20 protein-coding genes are annotated in these 18135 nt (G+C 31.6%); 10 read left to right on the top strand and 10 right to left on the bottom strand.

From position 1 onward, the window contains the following. The gene (locus tag OQH62_RS01440) at positions 1-1161 is read right to left on the bottom strand and encodes a M23 family metallopeptidase (RefSeq protein WP_266012870.1); all 1161 of its coding nucleotides are present in this window, start codon (positions 1159-1161) and stop codon (positions 1-3) included. A gap of 112 nt (positions 1162-1273) precedes the next feature. On the opposite strand from OQH62_RS01440, the gene OQH62_RS01445 reads away from it, so the two are divergent. The 3 genes from OQH62_RS01445 to OQH62_RS01455 all read left to right on the top strand — a co-directional run bounded on the left by OQH62_RS01445 (position 1274) and on the right by OQH62_RS01455 (position 4482). Next, positions 1274-1999: a plasminogen-binding N-terminal domain-containing protein gene (locus OQH62_RS01445; RefSeq protein ID WP_266012873.1), complete on the top strand. Its 726-nt coding sequence runs from the start codon at positions 1274-1276 to the stop codon at positions 1997-1999. Beyond that, a complete protein-coding gene (locus tag OQH62_RS01450; RefSeq protein ID WP_266012876.1) occupies positions 1996-3378 on the top strand; it encodes an FAD-linked oxidase C-terminal domain-containing protein in 1383 nt (460 codons plus the stop codon). Before OQH62_RS01445 ends, OQH62_RS01450 begins: the two co-directional genes overlap by 4 nt. A 267-nt stretch (positions 3379-3645) precedes the next feature. Continuing rightward, the gene (locus tag OQH62_RS01455; RefSeq protein WP_266012879.1) at positions 3646-4482 is read left to right on the top strand and encodes a YihY/virulence factor BrkB family protein; all 837 of its coding nucleotides are present in this window, start codon (positions 3646-3648) and stop codon (positions 4480-4482) included. On the opposite strand, the gene OQH62_RS01460 is transcribed toward OQH62_RS01455, so the two are convergent. Genes OQH62_RS01460 through OQH62_RS01475 form a run of 4 tightly spaced genes read right to left on the bottom strand, consistent with a single transcriptional unit; the run spans position 4399 to position 8316 of the window. After that, positions 4399-5652: a ComEC/Rec2 family competence protein gene (locus OQH62_RS01460; protein ID WP_266012882.1), complete on the bottom strand. Its 1254-nt coding sequence runs from the start codon at positions 5650-5652 to the stop codon at positions 4399-4401. The two genes, OQH62_RS01455 and OQH62_RS01460, sit on opposite strands and share 84 nt — an antisense overlap. After that, positions 5652-6209, bottom strand: a complete 558-nt coding sequence (locus OQH62_RS01465) for a DedA family protein (protein ID WP_266012885.1) — start codon at positions 6207-6209, stop codon at positions 5652-5654. The genes OQH62_RS01460 and OQH62_RS01465 overlap by 1 nt, the downstream gene beginning before the upstream one ends. A gap of 9 nt (positions 6210-6218) precedes the next feature. Beyond that, entirely contained in the window at positions 6219-7769 is a 1551-nt protein-coding gene (rny, locus tag OQH62_RS01470; protein WP_266012888.1) for a ribonuclease Y, read from the bottom strand. Continuing rightward, entirely contained in the window at positions 7696-8316 is a 621-nt protein-coding gene (locus OQH62_RS01475) for a 5-formyltetrahydrofolate cyclo-ligase (RefSeq protein WP_266012892.1), read from the bottom strand. Before OQH62_RS01475 ends, rny begins: the two co-directional genes overlap by 74 nt. A gap of 81 nt (positions 8317-8397) precedes the next feature. Between OQH62_RS01475 and OQH62_RS01480 the strand changes: the two genes are divergently transcribed. Beyond that, positions 8398-8958, top strand: a complete 561-nt coding sequence (locus OQH62_RS01480; RefSeq protein ID WP_266012894.1) for a TlpA family protein disulfide reductase — start codon at positions 8398-8400, stop codon at positions 8956-8958. After that, positions 8958-9824: a signal recognition particle-docking protein FtsY gene (gene ftsY, locus OQH62_RS01485; protein WP_266012897.1), complete on the top strand. Its 867-nt coding sequence runs from the start codon at positions 8958-8960 to the stop codon at positions 9822-9824. The genes OQH62_RS01480 and ftsY overlap by 1 nt, the downstream gene beginning before the upstream one ends. Here the strand turns inward: ftsY and OQH62_RS01490 are convergent. From OQH62_RS01490 to OQH62_RS01505, 4 genes are read right to left on the bottom strand one after another with little or no spacing between them, the layout of a single operon-like run. Beyond that, on the bottom strand, positions 9804-10787 hold the full coding sequence (locus OQH62_RS01490) for a CobW family GTP-binding protein (protein ID WP_266012899.1): 984 nt from the start codon (positions 10785-10787) through the stop codon (positions 9804-9806). The two genes, ftsY and OQH62_RS01490, sit on opposite strands and share 21 nt — an antisense overlap. Next, positions 10780-11118, bottom strand: a complete 339-nt coding sequence (locus OQH62_RS01495; protein WP_323670644.1) for a hypothetical protein — start codon at positions 11116-11118, stop codon at positions 10780-10782. Before OQH62_RS01495 ends, OQH62_RS01490 begins: the two co-directional genes overlap by 8 nt. 17 nt (positions 11119-11135) lie before the next feature. Beyond that, positions 11136-12017, bottom strand: a complete 882-nt coding sequence (locus OQH62_RS01500; RefSeq protein ID WP_266012904.1) for a polysaccharide deacetylase family protein — start codon at positions 12015-12017, stop codon at positions 11136-11138. A 2-nt stretch (positions 12018-12019) separates the two neighbouring features. Then, positions 12020-12883: a carbon-nitrogen hydrolase family protein gene (locus tag OQH62_RS01505; RefSeq protein ID WP_266012907.1), complete on the bottom strand. Its 864-nt coding sequence runs from the start codon at positions 12881-12883 to the stop codon at positions 12020-12022. A gap of 144 nt (positions 12884-13027) precedes the next feature. Between OQH62_RS01505 and OQH62_RS01510 the strand changes: the two genes are divergently transcribed. The 5 genes from OQH62_RS01510 (at position 13028) to OQH62_RS01530 (ending at position 17286) form a co-directional block, all read left to right on the top strand. Beyond that, the gene (locus OQH62_RS01510) at positions 13028-13177 is read left to right on the top strand and encodes a hypothetical protein (RefSeq protein WP_266012910.1); all 150 of its coding nucleotides are present in this window, start codon (positions 13028-13030) and stop codon (positions 13175-13177) included. Next, entirely contained in the window at positions 13131-14948 is a 1818-nt protein-coding gene (locus OQH62_RS01515) for a motility associated factor glycosyltransferase family protein (RefSeq protein WP_266012913.1), read from the top strand. Before OQH62_RS01510 ends, OQH62_RS01515 begins: the two co-directional genes overlap by 47 nt. Before the next feature lie 30 nt (positions 14949-14978). Next, positions 14979-16319: a DNA repair protein RadA gene (radA, locus tag OQH62_RS01520; RefSeq protein ID WP_266012916.1), complete on the top strand. Its 1341-nt coding sequence runs from the start codon at positions 14979-14981 to the stop codon at positions 16317-16319. Between the two features lie 77 nt (positions 16320-16396). Then, positions 16397-17077: a F0F1 ATP synthase subunit A gene (locus OQH62_RS01525; RefSeq protein WP_266012918.1), complete on the top strand. Its 681-nt coding sequence runs from the start codon at positions 16397-16399 to the stop codon at positions 17075-17077. Further along, positions 17074-17286 carry a hypothetical protein gene (locus OQH62_RS01530; protein ID WP_266012921.1) on the top strand — a complete coding sequence of 71 codons (213 nt, stop codon included), beginning with the start codon at positions 17074-17076 and terminating at the stop codon, positions 17284-17286. Before OQH62_RS01525 ends, OQH62_RS01530 begins: the two co-directional genes overlap by 4 nt. 4 nt (positions 17287-17290) lie before the next feature. On the opposite strand, the gene metF is transcribed toward OQH62_RS01530, so the two are convergent. After that, positions 17291-18127, bottom strand: coding sequence for a methylenetetrahydrofolate reductase [NAD(P)H] (gene metF, locus OQH62_RS01535; RefSeq protein ID WP_266012924.1), 837 nt, complete (start codon positions 18125-18127; stop codon positions 17291-17293). Positions 18128-18135: the final 8 nt, after the last annotated feature.

The following is an 18135-nucleotide window of genomic DNA, read 5'->3' on the forward strand; positions in this document are numbered from 1 at the left end:
TTAAAATTCTATAAAATTTTCAAATTCTTCTTCTTTTGGCGGATTTGGCTGATTTGTTTCAATAGCTTGTGCGACTTTCTTTTTATACTGCGCTATGGTTTGTTTGAAATTTTCTTTTGTTTTGCCGCTTAATTCTGACTTTACTATTTTTACAACAGAGTTAGGATTTATAGCTTTATTATTAAAATACACGCCAAAATGTAAATGAGGTCCTGTGCTCATTCCTGTAGAACCTACATAGGCTATAAGTTGTCCTTGTTTTACTTTTTGTCCTTTTTTTATCTTAGCAAAGCGACTTAAGTGTGCATAAAGGGTAAGATAGCCTGAATTATGTTGTACTTTAACAACATTACCATACCCGCCTTGTAAACCGACAAAAACTATAGTACCATCTCCAGCACTCCTTACAGCTGTTCCAGTAGGAGCACTATAGTCTATACCTAGATGAGCGCGGTAACGTTTTAAAACAGGATGGTATCTTGCAGTACTAAAACCTGAAGAAATTCGTGTGTAATTAACAGGATTGATAAGTAAAAATGGTCCAATTTCTTTTCCATTTTTATCATAAAAAAGGTCATTGTAGGAAAAAACTTCCTTAGCATTTTTGTTGATTTCCACCATAGCCATTTTTATTGCAATGTCGCCCCAAAGTTTCCCCATTCTTCTTTTTTGTTCATAGTAGAGTACAATTGTATCTCCGGGTTGGATATTACGAAAATTGACACTCTCACGAAAGGCGCGAACCATAGCTCTTGCAAGTGTACTACTTTTACTTTGTTTATAGACATCCTGATAAGCAGAACTTTTGATAGTAAGATTGAGAATTCTTTCTTCTTTTTGATATGAAATTGGGGTAAAAGTAAGAATATATTGAGAATCTTTGTCTTTATAAATGTGAATTTGTAAATCGTCGCTAATAGGGATTAAAACTTGTTCTATATCATTATTTTCATCTTTTAAAACTTGATATTTTATTTTTGAGGCGATTTCTGAAGCAAGTTCTTGATCTTCTTTGTCTAAATTGTAATAAAGTGACATAGGAATGGAATTTTTTTGTAAGAATTGTAATAGTGTATCTCCGCTATTCCAAGTAAGCTCTTCCATACTTAAGACAGCAAAGCTTTTTATTGCAAAGAGAAAAAGAAAGAGAAGTTTTTTCATACAACACCATTTTTTTAAAAAAAATAAAAGCTTTATTGTACTTTAAATTTCTTACGATTGCTTAACAAAAAATGACTATAATAGAATTTTATTCCAAAAGAAGGAGTTTTAATTGTTAAAAAGTGTTGTACTTTTTTTTGCTTTTACACTGAATGTTTTTGCAGATTTTAATTCTCAAGTGTATAAAACACAACTTTTAGAAGTAGATGATATCTATGCTTACATTCAAGACAGTCCGCAAATTAGGCTTTATTCTAGTGGAGTTGTTGTACAAAGTTTTGAGAATTCAAAAAGCATTGTCGCAAGAGTACGAGTTATTGCAAAAGAAGATAATCGTGCTAAACTTGAATTAAGCGTGTTTTCCGATTTAGAACAAAAAGCCTTACCCGTACCAAATATCTTGCCAAAGCAAGGCGATGAAGTGGTGTTGAATTTTCTTTATGACAGAGCATTGGTGATAGCCCCAAATGAACAAAGTTATCATTATATAACTTCAGCTTTTAAACAAATATATTTTACCCACGTTGATATTTTTAATGCTCAGCTTATTCGAACTTCTGTTTCTGCACCAAAACGTTCAGATTTTCGGAAATTTTGTGCTGACAATGCACTTGGTATAGTTGTTTTTGCTTTAGATACAAAAGCTTTTTTTGTAGATTGTCAAAATTTTGATGTTTTAGATGAAGTTTCAATTCCTCTCTCAACGGGTGCTGTTTTGCCATTTTATTCGCGAATAGATGGATATAAAAAATTTTTTCTTGACTTTAATTCTAATGAAGTAACAGATTATTATAAATACTACACAACTTTAATTGCTCGTAATAGGTTACAACAATGAAGCACGAATTTCAGAGCTATTTTAAAAAACTTTTGGGAGATGAAAATGCTTATTTTGATGAAATTCATAAAAGAGCATACAGCTATGATGCAACTAAAAAACATTATTTACCCGATGGAGTACTTTTTCCACGCAATGAGGAAGATATAGTAGCAATCTTACGTTTTTGTAATGAAAAGCAAATTATCATTATCCCACGCGGTTGTGGTTCTGGTTTTACAGGCGGAGCTTTAGCTGTGAATGGCGGTTTGATTTTGAGCTTTGAAAAGCATATGAATAAAATTATAGAAATTGATTTAGAAAATTTGGTTGCTGTAGTACAACCGGGTGTAATTAATATACATTTGCAAAAAGAAGCAGCAAAACACGGACTTTTTTATCCCCCTGATCCTGCAAGTATGGAATATTCATCTTTAGGTGGCAATGTAAGCGAAAATGCTGGAGGAATGAGGGCTGCAAAATATGGAATTACAAAAGATTATGTAATGGCTTTAAGAGCAGTTTTGCCAAATGGAGAAATTATTCGTGCAGGGAAAAGAACGATTAAAGATGTTGCAGGATATAACTTGGCAGGTATTTTAATAGCAAGTGAAGGTTCTTTAGCAGTCTTGAGTGAGCTTACTTTAAAACTTATCGCTTTGCCACAATATAAAAAAACAGCTATGGGAATTTTTCCTGATGTAAAAACTGCAATGTATGCTGTATATAAGAGTCTTGCAGGTGGCGTAAATCCTGTATCAATGGAATTCTTAGATAACTTAAGCATACGAGCTGTTGAAGCAAAATTTAATAAAGGTTTGCCTGTGGAAGCAGGAGCAATTTTGATTGTGGATGTTGATGGAAATCTTGTTGAAGCACTTGAAGAGGATTTGAAAAAACTTGAAAAGTATTTTTTAGAAGCAGGAGCTTTGAAATTCCAAAAAGCAAAAGATGAGAAAGAAGCGGCTGATATTTGGTTTGCAAGACGTAACTGTTCACAAAGCATAGCTATGTATGGTACTTTAAAATTAAACGAAGATATTACAGTACCACGTTCTAAACTTCCACATTTGCTTGAAGGCATAGAAAAAGTTTCACAAAAATATGGTTTTAAAATTCCTTGTTTTGGGCATACGGGAGATGGTAATGTACATACGAATGTAATGGTTGAAGATAAAAATGATTCTTTGGCTGTGCAAAGAGGATATGAGGCAGTAGAGGAAATTTTTAAACTTACTATTGAGCTTGGTGGAACTTTAAGTGGTGAGCACGGTATAGGGCTTTCTAAAGCGCCTTTTATGAAGCTTGCTTTTACTGAAGCTGAGATGAATTTGATGAGAAACATTAAAAAAGCATTTGACCCTAATAATATTTTAAATCCCTTTAAGATGGGACTTTAGCGATATTTCAAGACTAAAGAAAGTTTTATCTGCAAAGAAGTTGTTTGTATTATCGTTTTTATAATGCTCTCAAAAATAATTTTTCCTATTGTTTGAATCAATATCTTTGCAATAAAAATTCCTTTTATAAAAGCAAAACTATGAGAGTGAATGGTGAGATTTTAACAAATATTAATGAAAGAAAGTTAGATTATTGTTTTTAGTTATGGGCTGAAGAAAATTGAATAGAGTCTTTGTTAGAATGTATGAAAAATTGTAAGGATAAAAATGCAAAAAAATAAGATATGGACGTTTATATTTTTTTTTAAAGATAAAGAAATTATGAACTATGCCGCGGCTTTAAGTTTTTATACTGTTTTGTCTTTAATACCTCTTTTATTTGTATGTTTTTCTGTTTTTACTCAAATTTCAAGCTTTAAAGGGTATTATGAAAGAGCAAAACAACTCGTTTTTACTTTTCTCATTCCAGCCCAACAAGATATAATCAGCGTTTATTTGGATACTTTTTTAAAAAACAGTGTCAATTTAGGTATAATGGGTTTAATTGCGATGGCATTTACTTCTTTGGCTTTTTTTTCAGGTTATGATTTTGTCATAAACCGTATCACTAAAAACGAAACAAAAGGGCTTTGGCAAAGTATTAGTTCTTATTGGACGCTTTTAACTCTTGTTCCTTTAGGATTTGGTTTAAGTTTCTATATTTCAGGTTTTATACAACAAACTTTAGATGACTACCGTATCCCTTTTAATTTTTTTGATATTTTGCCTTTTGGACTTATTTGGGCTTTATTTTTTGTTTCCTATTCAAGCTCTATCCAAAAAGGCAATGTGAAAATGTTGATTTTATTTTCTTTCTTATCAGGAGCTATTTGGTATATAGGAAAAAACCTTTTTGTGTATTATGTAGTGTATAATAAAACTTATGCTAGTATCTATGGTTCTTTTTCGACTATACTTTTTTTCTTTTTATGGATTTATATTTCTTGGGTCATTTATCTTTTTGGGCTTAAAGGGTATTATTTACAGCAAGAGCCAGATAAAAGAAATACAATTAGCAAATACACAAAAAAGAGCCAAAAGTCTAAAACGTATGCTAATGAGTGAGCATACTGTATAGAGAAAGAATATCCATAGTGGAATGTAAAAATCTATACTCTTTAATTTTATAGAAAAAAAGTACAATAAAAAAGAATCAAAAATTCCTCCTTGTTGTATGAGATGCAAGAATAAAACAAGAGGATAGAATACAGCAAATACAAGATTGATGATAATACTAAAGAATTGTTGGTATGAAAGTAGTGGAAAGAAATGCAATACAGGGATAGTCATAGCAAAAAAAGTCCAAATATTAAGAAAGAATATATGTGCAGTTGTGTTGAAGTATTTTCTAAAATGGTGTAAATACAGAAAAATAAAAAAAACACCCATTGTTGAAAAAAGAAATCCTAAACTAAAAAGCAAACGAGGATATAAAGCGATGCAAATGCAAAGACTCATTAACAGAGTGAGAAAGTTAAGAATTTTTATGTTTTTGCTTATAAGATAAAATACCCAAAGTGCCATTGCTAAGGAACGTACAAAAGAAGGTGTAAATCCTAAGAGTGAGGCATAGGCAAAAAGCAGACAAAAAATTATCACAGTTAAGTCAAGCTTTGCATTTCTGTAAGGAAAATAATGTTTTTGAAAGAAGCTATACACTGGAGTAAAGAGAAAAAAGATACAAGCAAAGAGAAAACCTATGTGATAACCACTGATGGCAATTAAATGCGAAATTCCATAATGGCTTACATCATTGCGCAATTCTTTTGAAATGCCCAAGGCAAAAAATAAAGCACCATAAAATTCACGTATTTTTTCATTTTGATGTTGGTTTAAAAAGTACTCAATAAGAGCATTTTTTTGCGGGTTTTCTTGTAATGTTCGTATGTCATAAGAAGGGGTGTAAAAGCTTTTACTAAGATAGTCTTTAAAATGTATATTTGAGGTAAGAATTCGAAGTGCGACTCTTTGATTTTTGATTAATTGAGGTTCTTTATAGCTTGTGGTATAAAAATCAAAATTCTTGGTTTGAAATTTTAAAACCCAGTATGTTTTGCCTTGCTTGTTTGTTTTTGTCCAAAATCCTAACACTTTTGCATTTTCTATATGTTGATGTTTATTTTGTTTGAAAGCTAGATAGTCCTTGTATTCTAAACTCAAGTTGAAAATGAAAACAATGAGGCATAGAGCGAAAAAGAAAGAAAATTCTTTTATAAAACCAAGTCCAAGTTGCATTATTTCTTGGAAAATTTATTCAAATAAAACCAAATTCCACCTAGCAAAAAGATCAAAAATAAAGGAGCTCCATAAGAATAATCTCCCAATTTTGTAAAAAATTTTTCAATAAGAGTTCCGAAAAGAAAAGCACTATATCCTAAGAGTATAGCCCAAAGCAGGCTTGCAAGAGTATTAATGAGACAAAATTTCATAAAATTATATTTTGCAAAACCGGCTGCAATAGGAATAAAGGTTTTTAAGCCATAAATAAATTTTTGAGTACTTAGCAAAAATATGCCATATTGTTTTATTTTCAGTATGGCAAGGGCAATTTTGCGACGATGTTTTTTAAAATAGGGCATCAAATCTTTTTTGTAGTATTTTCCAAGTATAAAAAGTAAAGTTGAGCCAAGTGTATTTGAAATGAAAGCAAGCAATATACATAAATGAATATCAAATTTTCCTTGCGCACTAAGCACTCCCGCAGCTAAAATTCCAACCATTCCTCCACCAAAAGAATAAATAAACAATATGACATAGCCATATTGTAGTAAAGTTTCTATCATTTCTTGCATTTTTAGACCTCATTTTGCATATTCTATTGTACGTACTTCTCTGATGACATTAACCTTAATTTCGCCGGGATATTGCATTTTTTCTTGAATTTCTGCTGCAATTTCTTTTGCAAGAAGTACGCTCTCATCATCATTCACAAGTTTTGCGTTCGCAATAACTCTAATCTCCCGACCAGCATTAATAGCATAGGCATTTTTAATACCTTCTTTATTTTTTGCTATATTTTCAAGTTCACTTACTCTTTTTAAGAAAGATTCTAAAACCTCACGTCTTGCACCCGGTCTTGCAGCACTTAAAGTGTCAGCCGCACATACAGCTGCACATTCAATGCTTAAGGCTTCTTCGTGTCCGTGATGTGCATAAATAGCATTGATTACCACAGGATGTTCTTTGTATCTCTTGCACAACTCTGCTCCTAAATCTACGTGTGAGCCTTGAAAATCGTGAGTTAAAGCTTTGCCTATATCGTGTAAAAGTCCTGCGCGTCTTGCCAATGTTTCATCTCCTCCGCATTCAGCAGCTATAATTCCGGCTAAATGAGCCACTTCTAAAGAGTGTGCAAGAGCATTCTGTCCATAACTTGCTCGGTATTTTAATTTGCCTATGAGTTTGGTGATTTCAGGGTGCATTTTGTTTAAACCTAAATCCATAAGTATAGTTTGACCTTCTTCTAAAATCATATTTTCAAATTCTTGACAGACTTTTTCATATATTTCCTCTATACGCGCTGGTTGTATGCGACCATCTTCAACTAAAAGCTCAATAACCTTTGTCGCAATTGCACGGCGGTACAGATTGAAACAACTTACTATAATTGCACCAGGAGTATCATCGATTATAATATCCACACCTAAAACCATTTCCAAAGTTTTGACATTTCTACCTTCTTTACCTATAATCCTGCCTTTAAGTTCATCATTTTTAATATTAATCACATTAATAAGTCTCTCAGCGGCAAATTCTCCTGCAAAACGTGAAGTGGCTTGAGCAAGGATATAATTTGCCTTACGTTTTGCTTCATTTTTTGCTTCTTCTTCATATTTTCGCACTATATGCACAATTTCATTACGTGAAGTTTCTTCCACTTTTTGCAGTATGATTTTACGAGCCTCATTTTGTGTTAATCCTGAAGAACGTTCTAAAATTCTAAGAAGTTCATCAAGTTTGTTTTGATATTCTGTTTTGAGTTTTTTTCCTTCATTATAAAGCTCTTGTACAGCTTTTTTTGTTTTGTAAATTTCTTCTTTATTTTCTTTGATATTTTCTTCTTGTCGGGAGATCTTTTGTTCTTTTTTACTAAGTTCGTCAAATTTGTAATGAAATTCTTTTTGAATTCTATGAGTTTTGTCTTCGTATTTTTTCTTAGCTTCGAATTCTGCATTTAACACTGAATTTTTGGCATCTTTTAAAACAAGTTCAGCTTCGTATTCTATGGCTTTTGCTTTTGCCTTTGCTTGTTCGACAAAAATTTCATATTTTGCATTGTTAATTTTTTTTGCGACTAAATATCCTATTCCAATGCCTACTATAGCGGCGGTAACTGCGACCATTGTTAACATTTGTATTTTCTTTCTTGTAATATTTTTTATGGGGATTGATGTAAAAATCTCCCACAATATCGTGCTGTTGCGACAGAGTTTTTTCGCTTAAGCTATCAATACTTTGGGTAAAAATTATCACAGGTTTGTATGTTAATTCAGAGAAGAATCTGTCATAAAAACCTTGTCCATGTCCTATTCTTTTAAAGTTTTTATCTATACCAATAACAGGAACTATTGCTACATCAATAACAACTTTTAAAAATGAATTGTTAGACTCTAAAACCCCAAACCTTTTTTTTATGAAAGGCAATCTCAATTTTACAATTTTTAAACTTTTATCTTGCATAAATGGAACAAAAAGTTTGTAATTTTGATTCAATACTTTACGAAATTTTAATAGATTAGGCTCATAAACTAAAGGAATAAAAAGTAAAATGTTTTTTATTTTACTTTTTTTTATCAGTTTAAAACACTCTTTAAAAACCAAAAAATCTTTTTTAAAAAAATATTTTTTTTGCCGGCTTAATCGAATTCTTTGTTCTTCTCTAAAAAGACTTTTTTGCATTTTTTCTCTTTATAATTTTTTTATTATTACATCGGTGTTATAATTGTAACCTTTTTACTGGAAGTATTTCAAGGAGTTAGAATGAAAAGTATCTTTTTAGTTTTTGTTGCAATGTTGTTTTTTTCGGCGTGTGGGAATGATAAAGAAAAAGATGATGCAGCCAATGTAACAGAACAAACAAATTATAATGCAAATTCTTCTCAAAATAAAGATGTAAATTTCTCCTTATATTTCAATGACGGCGATTCATTATTTATCAAATCTAATGGTTCAAGACTTGATTTTAAAAACGATAATAAAGCCATTTTATTTTCTTTTTTTACAACTTGGTGTGTTCCTTGTATAGCTGAAATTCCACATTTGAATAAACTTCAAGATAAATTTAAAAATGAACTTGTGATTATAGGTGTTTTATTTGAAGATAAAAGTGATGAGGAGATTGAGGATTTTATTAAAGAAAACAAAATTACCTATAAGATTGCCAAAGGTGAAAATAATTATCTTCTAGCAAAAGTTTTAGGTGGTATTAATGGAATACCGACATTATTTTTATATACAACAAATGGCAAACTTTTTAATCAATATCTTGGTTTAATTCCTGAAGAAATGTTATATATTGATATTGTGAAGGCGAGTTCGTAATGTTTGATTTTTTTAAACGTTCTTTAGCAAAGACAGTTCAAAATCTTTCTCATATGAAGACAGGGAAGAATAAAATCACAAAAGATTTGCTTGAAGAACTTTTGATTGAAGCTGATGTAAGTTATGAAATAGTTGAAGAGATCTTATATTATTTACCACCTAGTATTGAAGTAAAAAAAGAGGATTTAAAACGAGTAATGCAAAGCTATTTTTTATATGAAAATCCTGATGTAGCACAAACTAAACCTTTTGTTGAACTTGTTTTGGGAGTTAATGGAGTAGGAAAAACTACAAGCATAGCCAAGCTTGCAAATATCTATAAAAATAAAGGTCAAAAAGTAATTTTGGGTGCGTGTGATACTTTTAGAGCCGGAGCAATTGAACAATTAAAGCTTTGGGCTGAAAAACTTCAAATTCAAATAGTAGCAAGTAAACAAGGACACGATCCTTCTGCTGTGGCATTTGATACAATTTCAAAAGCTGTTGCTAAAAATTTTGATAGAGTAATTATCGATACAGCCGGAAGACTTCAAAATCAAAAAAATTTAGCAAATGAGCTTGAAAAAATTGTAAGAATTGCAGATAAAGCACTCCAAGGCAGTCCTCACCGAAAAATTTTAGTTCTTGATGGTACACAAGGCAACGCGGGTATTTTACAAGCAAAGGCTTTTAATGAGCTTGTTAAACTTGATGGAGTTATTATTACTAAGCTTGATGGTACTGCCAAAGGTGGGGCGCTTTTTAGTATAGCTAGAGAACTTGAGTTACCTGTTTTCTATATAGGAATTGGCGAAAAAGTAGAGGATTTTATAGTATTTGATTCGAATGTGTATTTGGACACACTTTTAGAACCGCTTTTTGCTTGAATAAAGTTTTACTTTTGAAGAACAGAGATTTAAAAAGCTTTGTAGCGATGTTGTGATTGGTGTAAGATCTAAATTTTTTGCTATAAAGACAAGCTGTGATCGTTTTTCTTTTTCGAGTTTATTAATGTGTTCAGGGGGATACACAAGATGTCCAACTGCATTAATATTAATAAAATGTCCTTCGCCAATGTAAATTAGACCTTTAATTCTTAAAATTTGAGAACCATAACGATGCAAAAGCATACTCAACCATATACTAAAAACACTCCAGTTAAAAGTTCCATCAAATCTTAAACAAATAGAATGCATTGTGTTTTTGTGTATTTTGTTTTGAACTTCTTTTTGCGAGAAATGGAAAATTTTATGCTGTAAGGTGTTAAGCGTATTAAAATAAAAATTTTCTTTTGCGATGATATTAACTCCATAGTGTAAAGATTGGATTGTGTCAATTAAAGAGTCTGTTTTTTGATTCAGGTCATTTTTTGTAAGCACAATGCAATCTGAATTAATAATTTGAGCACAAGCTTCTTCATTGTTTTGAATGTGTGAAAGTCCATTTAGAGCATCTACGCAAGTGATGATATTTACGATTTGAAAATGATTTGATAAAAAAGAGTCGCTTAAAAAAGTGAAAATAATTGGTGCAGGATTTGCAAGTCCTGTTGTCTCTATAATAATTCTTTCTACAATTTGTCTATTCTGATCGTATTTGTTAAGCATTTCTTTGAATTTTTTGATTAAATCCTCTCTTTTATTGCAGCATATACAACCAGAAGGCAATATTATAGTTTTTTCTTTCACAAATTCTGTTTCAATTATTACATCATCAAGTGAAATTTCACCAAGCTCATTGACAAGAATAGCTGTATTAGTGTTTTTTCTTTCTCTTAAAAGTTCTTTTAAAAAAGTTGTTTTTCCACTTCCTAAAAAGCCTGTTATAATATGTACAGAAATCTTAGACATTAGTTTTTGACTTTAAAAAAAGAAGTAAATTCTCATCAAAAACATCAGGAACGATTTTTTCAAACTCTTCAATCTTATGCCATAGATCACCAAGGTTATCAACAATCACAACACGACCTTTCTTATTGCTTAAGATGTATTTACTTCCTTGCCATTCTTGGAATTTTAAACCATAGAATTCTAAAATATTTTCAAGAAATTTTACTCTTTCAAGACGTTTTCGCATTCTTTGTTTTTGGTTTTCACCTGAATATATGAGAGTATTTTTTTCTTTGAAATTAACATCACTCCAATGAAAAGTACTCATCATTTCTCCACATAAAATACACATTTTGTAAGTCTTGTATTTTATTTTTTTCTTGGATTTTTTCGCAAGAAATCATTTGCTATATAATTGAAATTTACCCATTTTACTCCTTCGTGTTTATTAATATGTTCTATAATTCTTTCGTGCATCAATAAAACTTGCGGACGTCCGCTTACATCAGGATGTATAGTCATAGCAAAGATCGCATATTCATATTCTCTATATACCCAGTCAAACTGATCTATCCACATTTGTCCTATATCTCGCGGTGAGACAAAACCAAAACTATTTGGTGATTTTTTAATAAACATCATAGGTGGTAAATCATCTAAATACCAATTTGCAGGAATTTCAACTAAATCTGTTTCTTCTCCTCTAATAAGAGGTTTCATCCATTCTTTAGCTTCAGCGCTGTAATCGATTCTTGTCCATTTATCTCCTACACGCACATAATAAGGACTGAAATCGTTGTGCATTAAAGAATGGTCGTATTTGATTCCGTGTTTGAGTAAAAGTTCGTTTGTAATGTTTGAAAACTCCCACCAAGGTGCCACATAACCACTCGGCTTTTTTCCACTTATTTTCTCAATCAATTCTATGCTTTTAAGTAAAACATCTTCTTCTTGTTTGGCACTCATTGCAATAGGATTTTCGTGTGAATATCCGTGAGCTCCTATCTCGTGTCCAAGATCTACAATCATTTTCATTTGTTCAGGAAAAGTTTCTATAGAATGCCCCGGTGCAAACCAAGTTGCAGGAATGTTGTATTTTTGAAAAAGTTTTAAAAGTCTAGGGATTCCAATTTCTCCAGCAAAAAGTCCTCTTGAAATATCATCTGGCGAATCTTCTCCTCCATAGCTTCCAAGCCAACCGGCTACCGCGTCAATATCCACTCCATAAGCAACTAAAATTTCTTTTGCCATTTTTACTCCTTTTTTTGAGATTGAATTGTATAAATGTTTTGTAGTGTTTTATGATGGAGTTTAATGTTTAAATCTTGAAGATATGGCAAACTTTGTCTTTGAATTTTACAAATTTCAAGGTCGATTTCTTCACAAAGTATGCCTTCCTCTTCTAAAAGTTCTTGTAGAATCTCACCTCGAGGATTGATAATTTTTGATTTTCCTCCGAAAAAGAGTTCTTGTGTATTAAGTTTTGAATTCTCTTTCCCACTACGATTTGCAGCAAGTACAAATACCCCATTTTCTAAAGCTCTTGCACGACTTGCTAGATCCCAAACATATTCTCTAGCTTTTCCAAAAGCAGCAGGGTAGCAAATTAATTCCGCTCCTTGTAAGGCTAATAGCCTTGCTCCTTCTGCGAAGCCAATTTCATAACAGATTTGCAAACCAAGTTTGAGTTTGTAATGTTCAAATTCAAGCTCAAACACAGGATAAAGCTTTCCGTGTGCAAATCTTTGTTTTTCATTTGCCCAAAGATAAATTTTTCTATAAATACCAACTAATCCGTCTTTTCCAAGAATATAAGCTGTATCAAAGAGTTTCTTTCTCTCTTTTTCTATGCTACAACCAACAATATAGCTTTGGTATTTTTTTGCAAGTTCTAGGAGATTTTTTAAGGTTTGATGTTTGCAATTTTTTAAAGAAAGAGCATAATGTTTGTCTTTATCCTCTACGCAGTACCCGCTATCAAAGAGTTCAGGTAGAACAATAAGCTTTGCTCCTTGTTCTAAGGCTTTTTGAATCAAAAATAAAGCCTTATCAAGATTATTTTGTATTTCGTATGATGAAGGTGCAAATTGTATGATAGCGACTTTAAGTTTTCTCATATTTTTTCATTTTTTATTTGATTGTAGCTTTTTTAGTTGCAATTTTTTATTTATCTCTTGAGTTTTAATTAAAACTTCGTTAGAATGTGTAATATAGTTACAAAGTAAGTAAGATTTTTCGTTTTCTTAAGGAAATTATTTAAAATGTTTCACCACGCTTCACAAGAACTTTTTCTTAAAAATTTGAAAGCTTTGCAAAGAAGCCCTGTATTGATGCAGGATTTACAAAAACTCTCTCAAAGTAAATTTGAAATCCTTGGGGGGGGGGGATTGGTTTTCTTTAAATTGCATTAATACTCAAAATTCTTCAACGATATATCAAAACTCACGTACAGAACTTGAAAAAAAATTGCAGCTTTATCAAAGTGAATATCTTTTGTATCCCGTGTTATATTTCTATGGCTTTGGAAGCGGTATTTTGTATAAAATTTTATTTGAAAACCCAAACCTTAAACATATTGTTGTTTTTGAGGATGAGACAGAACTTCTGTATAGTTTGTTTCATTATATCGATTTTAGTGAAGAGCTTTTGAGTCAAAAATTAATCCTCTTAAATTCTGAAGTACCAATGAGTGATTTAGAATATCTCTGTCAAATGCCTCTTTTTTGTAATTTTTTGCGAACTTATTTCTTAGATTTGCACAGTGAGTACTATGAGGCTTATAAAGAGCAAGTCATATTAGTGAATCAGAAAATGCTTCAGGCAATCCGCTTTATTATAACTGCACAAGGTAATGATATTCAAGATGCCTTACAGGGCATAAGTCAATTTATTCACAATATACCAAAAATGCTTTATGCTCCTACTTTTTCAAACCTGATTTATACACGAAAGAAAAGCGTGCATACGGCTATTATAGTTTCGACAGGTCCTTCGCTTATGAAACAATTAAAACTTTTAAAAGAATATCAGCACAAGGCTAGTATTTTTTGTGCTGATTCTGCGTACAGTATACTTGCAAAGTATAGTATTGCGCCTGATTATGTTTTAATGAGCGAGAGGACACAGATAACAGCTGATTTGGTGAAACAGCATTATGAAAACATAGATAAAAATATCACTTTCATTCTTTTAGCTCTTGTACATCCTAAAGTCATAGAATACCTCGAAAATACACAAAGAAAATATCTTTTAATTCCACATCCTTCTTCTTTTGTGAAAGCTTTTGAATTTTTAGGTGAATTTGGCACGCTTTCGGCAGGATCTACAGTAGCTTTCAATGCTTTAGAGCTTGCATACCATTTAGAACATACAAATATCATTTTCATTGGACAGGATCTTGCCTATGCTCAAGATGGAAGCTCGCATCCAAAAGAGTATATCTATGGACAAAATTATGAAAGCAATGAAACAAGAGAACAGGTCTTAGCATATGGAGGAGAGGGTTTTGTGCAAAGTCAAAGAACTTGGATTCTTTTTAAAAGTACACTTGAAAGATTTATACAAGATAATAAAGATAAGTGTAATTTTTACAATGCTACAGAAGGTGGGGCAAGAATAAAAAATACAATAGAAAAACCTTTTTTATGGTGCTGTCAGACACTTTTGAATGAAAATTTACAAAAACCTCTTCGTTCTTTCGCTGCTTTAAAAGAACAAAGAAAAGAAAAACTTTTGATAAAAAGTGCGAAGAAGCTTAGTACTCTTTTGAATCTTTGTGATAGATTTATCAGTGAATTTGAAAAATATTTGCAAATTTTGGTACAAGATGCTGAAAAAATAGGTACTTTTGTTCATTTTATTGATAATGAAAAACTTATAGAAAATATTTTTGGAAGTATTGATGAAGTAAGAGAGAAAATTTCTTTGTATTGTTCTAGTGCTTTAAATGAAATTATCGGTGTTTTTATCACGCAATTTGAGCTTAATTTGGCACGAATTTATGTACTAAACCCACAGAATCAAAATGAAATAATTAATAAAAATATTGTTTTAATTCGTGAACATATTTTTTTACTTGAAGTTTTAATTTCCAATGTGAAACAGGCAAAAGAAAATATACAGCTTTCTTGCAAGCCCCTAAAAAAAGAATTTGAAAAGAGGAACTTGAAAGCAGTTTTATAATTTTTCTGTATAATAGCACAAAGGGATACAATGGCAAAACAGAAAATACTTTTTGAATGTAATGCTTGTGGTAATCAGCAAAGCAAATGGCTTGGTAAATGCCCAGAATGTGGAGCGTATAACAGCTTTACTGAGCTAAAACCTGAACAGATTAAAGTTTTACAGCAGCTTTCAAACACAATTTCCAAACCAAGTGAGGCTATTTGTATTGAGGAGGTTGAACTTGAAAATTTCATACGCATTAGTACTGATGATAGTGAGCTTGATTTAGTTCTTGGAGGAGGTCTTGTTGAAGGTTCTTTGGTGCTTATTGGCGGGAGTCCGGGTGTTGGTAAATCCACTCTTTTGCTTCAAATAGCCTCAAATTTAGCAAGAAAAAATAAAAAGGTTCTGTATGTAAGTGGAGAGGAGAGTAAAAGTCAGATTAAGCTTCGTGCTGATAGATTGAATGCAAATGCTTCAAATTTATTTTTGCTTACTGAACTGTGTTTAGAAAATATCATCAATGAGCTTTATAAGAACAGCTATGACATACTCATTATAGATTCTATTCAAACTTTATATTCAAATAAAATTACTTCGGCTGCGGGTTCAATTACTCAAGTGCGTGAGATTACTTTTGAATTAATGAAAATAAGTAAAACTCAAAATATTAGCACTTTTATTATAGGACATATTACAAAAGAAGGAGCTATTGCTGGTCCTCGAATTTTAGAACATATGGTTGATGTTGTACTGTATTTTGAAGGTGATGTAAGCAAGGAAATTAGACTTTTAAGAGGATTTAAGAATCGTTTTGGAAATACAAGTGAAGTGGGAATTTTTGAGATGACAACACAAGGACTTGTGAGTGCAAAAGATCTAGCAAATCGTTTCTTTACAAGAGGTAAAGCTATTAGTGGGAGTGCTTTAGGTGTCGTAATGGAAGGATCTAGAGCCTTAGTACTTGAAATTCAAGCTCTCGTGTGTGAGAGTTCATATCCAAAACGAAGTGCAACCGGATATGAAAAAAACCGACTCGATATGCTTTTAGCTTTGTTAGAAAGAAAGCTAGGACTTGCTTTGGGGCATTATGATGTTTTTGTGAATGTTAGCGGAGGGGTAAAAGTCAATGAAACAGCAGCTGATTTAGCAGTTGTTGCTGCTATACTTTCGAGTTTTAAAAACAGACCTTTAAGTAAGGATAGTGTTTTTATAGGAGAGTTAAGTCTTAATGGAGAGATTCGAGAAGTTTTTAGTCTTGATACACGTTTAAAGGAGGCAAAGATGCAAAAATTTAAAAATGCTATAATTCCGACAAAACCTTTGGAAGATATAGGGTTAAAATACTTTGTAGCAAAAGAACTCAATCAAGTTCTAGAATGGATGTAAAGATTCAAATAGTCTTCATAAAATTATAAGCAAGTTCTTGTTACAATAGAAGCATTTTTAGTGAAAAGGAATAAGACGTGAAAGATTTATTTTTGTTTAGTTCTTTACTTGATTCAAGTCATACTTTTTCATATTTTTTTCATCTTGGTTTAGTTGTTTTACTCGCTGTTCTCATCGCTAAAGCAGCAACGCACTCAATGCAACTTGTTCCAAGAGGAATGCAGAATTTAAGTGAAGCTTTTTTAGAAGGTGTTTTGTCTATGGGACGTGATACTATGGGAAGTGAAAAAGCAGCCAGAAAATATTTTCCTCTTGTCGCAACCTTAGGGATTATGGTTTTTTTAAGTAATATTATAGGAATCATTCCGGGTTTTCATTCTCCAAGCGCAAGCTTAAATTTTACTCTTTCTTTGGCTTTGATTGTTTTTGTGTATTATCATTTCGAAGGGATTAGAGTTCAAGGTTTTTTTAGATATTTTGCCCATTTTATGGGCCCTACTCCAATTTTAGCGCCTTTAATGTTTCCTATTGAAATAGTTTCTCATCTTTCTCGTGTTGTTTCTTTATCTTTTCGGCTTTTTGGAAATATTAAAGGTGATGATTTATTTTTAATGGTAATTTTAGCGCTTGTACCTTATATAGCACCGCTTCCTGCTTATGTTCTTCTAGCGTTTATGGCTTTTTTACAAGCTTTTATTTTTATGATTCTTACTTATGTGTATTTAGCAGGTGCGACTATTATTGAGGAAGGTCATTGATTTATATCCTTGATTTTTTTAAAGGTGCTTCTTTGGCTTTAATGTTCTTCGGAGCTTTCTTTTTCTTTTTGTATTTTAATTCTATTTTGTATATTTTTTTAGGAATGCTTCCGGGTTTTGCCTTGGTTTTGATTTTTATTTTACTCATTCAAAACTATCAACTAAAACAAAAGCAGCACAATAATAAAAAGAAAACACAGGATTTTTAATTTTTTACGATTCTTCTTTTAGTAGATATTTTACAGCTTCATAAATTTTTATTGCGGCTTTTGATTTGTTCATAGTATAGAGGTGAATCCCATCAACTCCATTGGCTATTAGATCTACAATCTGATCTATAGCATAAGCTATACCTGCATCTTCTAGAGCATTGTTTTCGTATTTTTCTAAAATTTTTGCAAATTTTGGTGGAATTTTTGCTCCACAGAGTGAAGCGATTTTCAAAACTTGTTTTTTATTTGTAATAGGCATAATCCCAGCATAAATAGGCTTATTAATACCTGCTAGAGCACAGTGTTTTTTAAAGGTGTAAAAATCATCGTTGTCGTAAAAAAGTTGGGTAATAAGTTTGTCAGCACCGCATTCTACTTTATGTTTAAGATTGTGTATATCTTCGATAAAATCAGAGGCTTCATTATGTTTTTCAGGATAGCACGCTGCATAAATTTCAAAATTTCCTTGAGTTTTAATAAAGGAGATTAAATCACTTGCATATGAAAAATCAGAGCTTTTTTGCACACCTTCGCATACATCGCCTCGTAAGGCTAATATGCTGTGCAGTTTTTTTTCTTTGCATTCTTTTAGAATATCTGTAATTTTTTCTTTATTTGTGTGTATGCAGGGCAAATGTACTATGCTTTTAATCCCATATTTATTTTGTATAAGACTTGCAACCTCTAAAGTGTGTTTTGAATTGACAGAACCGCCAGCTCCAAAGGTAACGCTGATGAAATTCGGCTTTAAAGGTTTTAAGTCGTTTAAAATTTCGTTTAAATTTTCTATACTTTCGTTTCTGCGAGGTGGAAAAACTTCAAAAGAAAAGCTGCACATAGAACTTA

Origin of the sequence: Campylobacter sp. MIT 21-1684, from assembly GCF_026241315.1 — a bacterium.
Taxonomy (GTDB): domain Bacteria; phylum Campylobacterota; class Campylobacteria; order Campylobacterales; family Campylobacteraceae; genus Campylobacter_D.

Excerpts from the sequence above, each read along its gene's own strand:
- OQH62_RS01440 (WP_266012870.1), bottom strand. The coding sequence starts at position 1,161 with ATGAAAAAACTTCTCTTTCTTTTTCTCTTTGCAATAAAAAGCTTTGCT.
- OQH62_RS01450 (WP_266012876.1), top strand. The coding sequence starts at position 1,996 with ATGAAGCACGAATTTCAGAGCTATTTTAAAAAACTTTTGGGAGATGAA.
- OQH62_RS01455 (WP_266012879.1), top strand. The coding sequence starts at position 3,646 with ATGCAAAAAAATAAGATATGGACGTTTATATTTTTTTTTAAAGATAAA.
- OQH62_RS01460 (WP_266012882.1), bottom strand. The coding sequence starts at position 5,652 with ATGCAACTTGGACTTGGTTTTATAAAAGAATTTTCTTTCTTTTTCGCT.
- OQH62_RS01465 (WP_266012885.1), bottom strand. The coding sequence starts at position 6,209 with ATGCAAGAAATGATAGAAACTTTACTACAATATGGCTATGTCATATTG.
- rny (WP_266012888.1), bottom strand. The coding sequence starts at position 7,769 with ATGTTAACAATGGTCGCAGTTACCGCCGCTATAGTAGGCATTGGAATA.
- OQH62_RS01475 (WP_266012892.1), bottom strand. The coding sequence starts at position 8,316 with ATGCAAAAAAGTCTTTTTAGAGAAGAACAAAGAATTCGATTAAGCCGG.
- OQH62_RS01480 (WP_266012894.1), top strand. The coding sequence starts at position 8,398 with ATGAAAAGTATCTTTTTAGTTTTTGTTGCAATGTTGTTTTTTTCGGCG.
- ftsY (WP_266012897.1), top strand. The coding sequence starts at position 8,958 with ATGTTTGATTTTTTTAAACGTTCTTTAGCAAAGACAGTTCAAAATCTT.
- OQH62_RS01490 (WP_266012899.1), bottom strand. The coding sequence starts at position 10,787 with ATGTCTAAGATTTCTGTACATATTATAACAGGCTTTTTAGGAAGTGGA.
- OQH62_RS01495 (WP_323670644.1), bottom strand. The coding sequence starts at position 11,118 with ATGTGTATTTTATGTGGAGAAATGATGAGTACTTTTCATTGGAGTGAT.
- OQH62_RS01500 (WP_266012904.1), bottom strand. The coding sequence starts at position 12,017 with ATGGCAAAAGAAATTTTAGTTGCTTATGGAGTGGATATTGACGCGGTA.
- OQH62_RS01505 (WP_266012907.1), bottom strand. The coding sequence starts at position 12,883 with ATGAGAAAACTTAAAGTCGCTATCATACAATTTGCACCTTCATCATAC.
- OQH62_RS01510 (WP_266012910.1), top strand. The coding sequence starts at position 13,028 with ATGTTTCACCACGCTTCACAAGAACTTTTTCTTAAAAATTTGAAAGCT.
- radA (WP_266012916.1), top strand. The coding sequence starts at position 14,979 with ATGGCAAAACAGAAAATACTTTTTGAATGTAATGCTTGTGGTAATCAG.
- metF (WP_266012924.1), bottom strand. The coding sequence starts at position 18,127 with ATGTGCAGCTTTTCTTTTGAAGTTTTTCCACCTCGCAGAAACGAAAGT.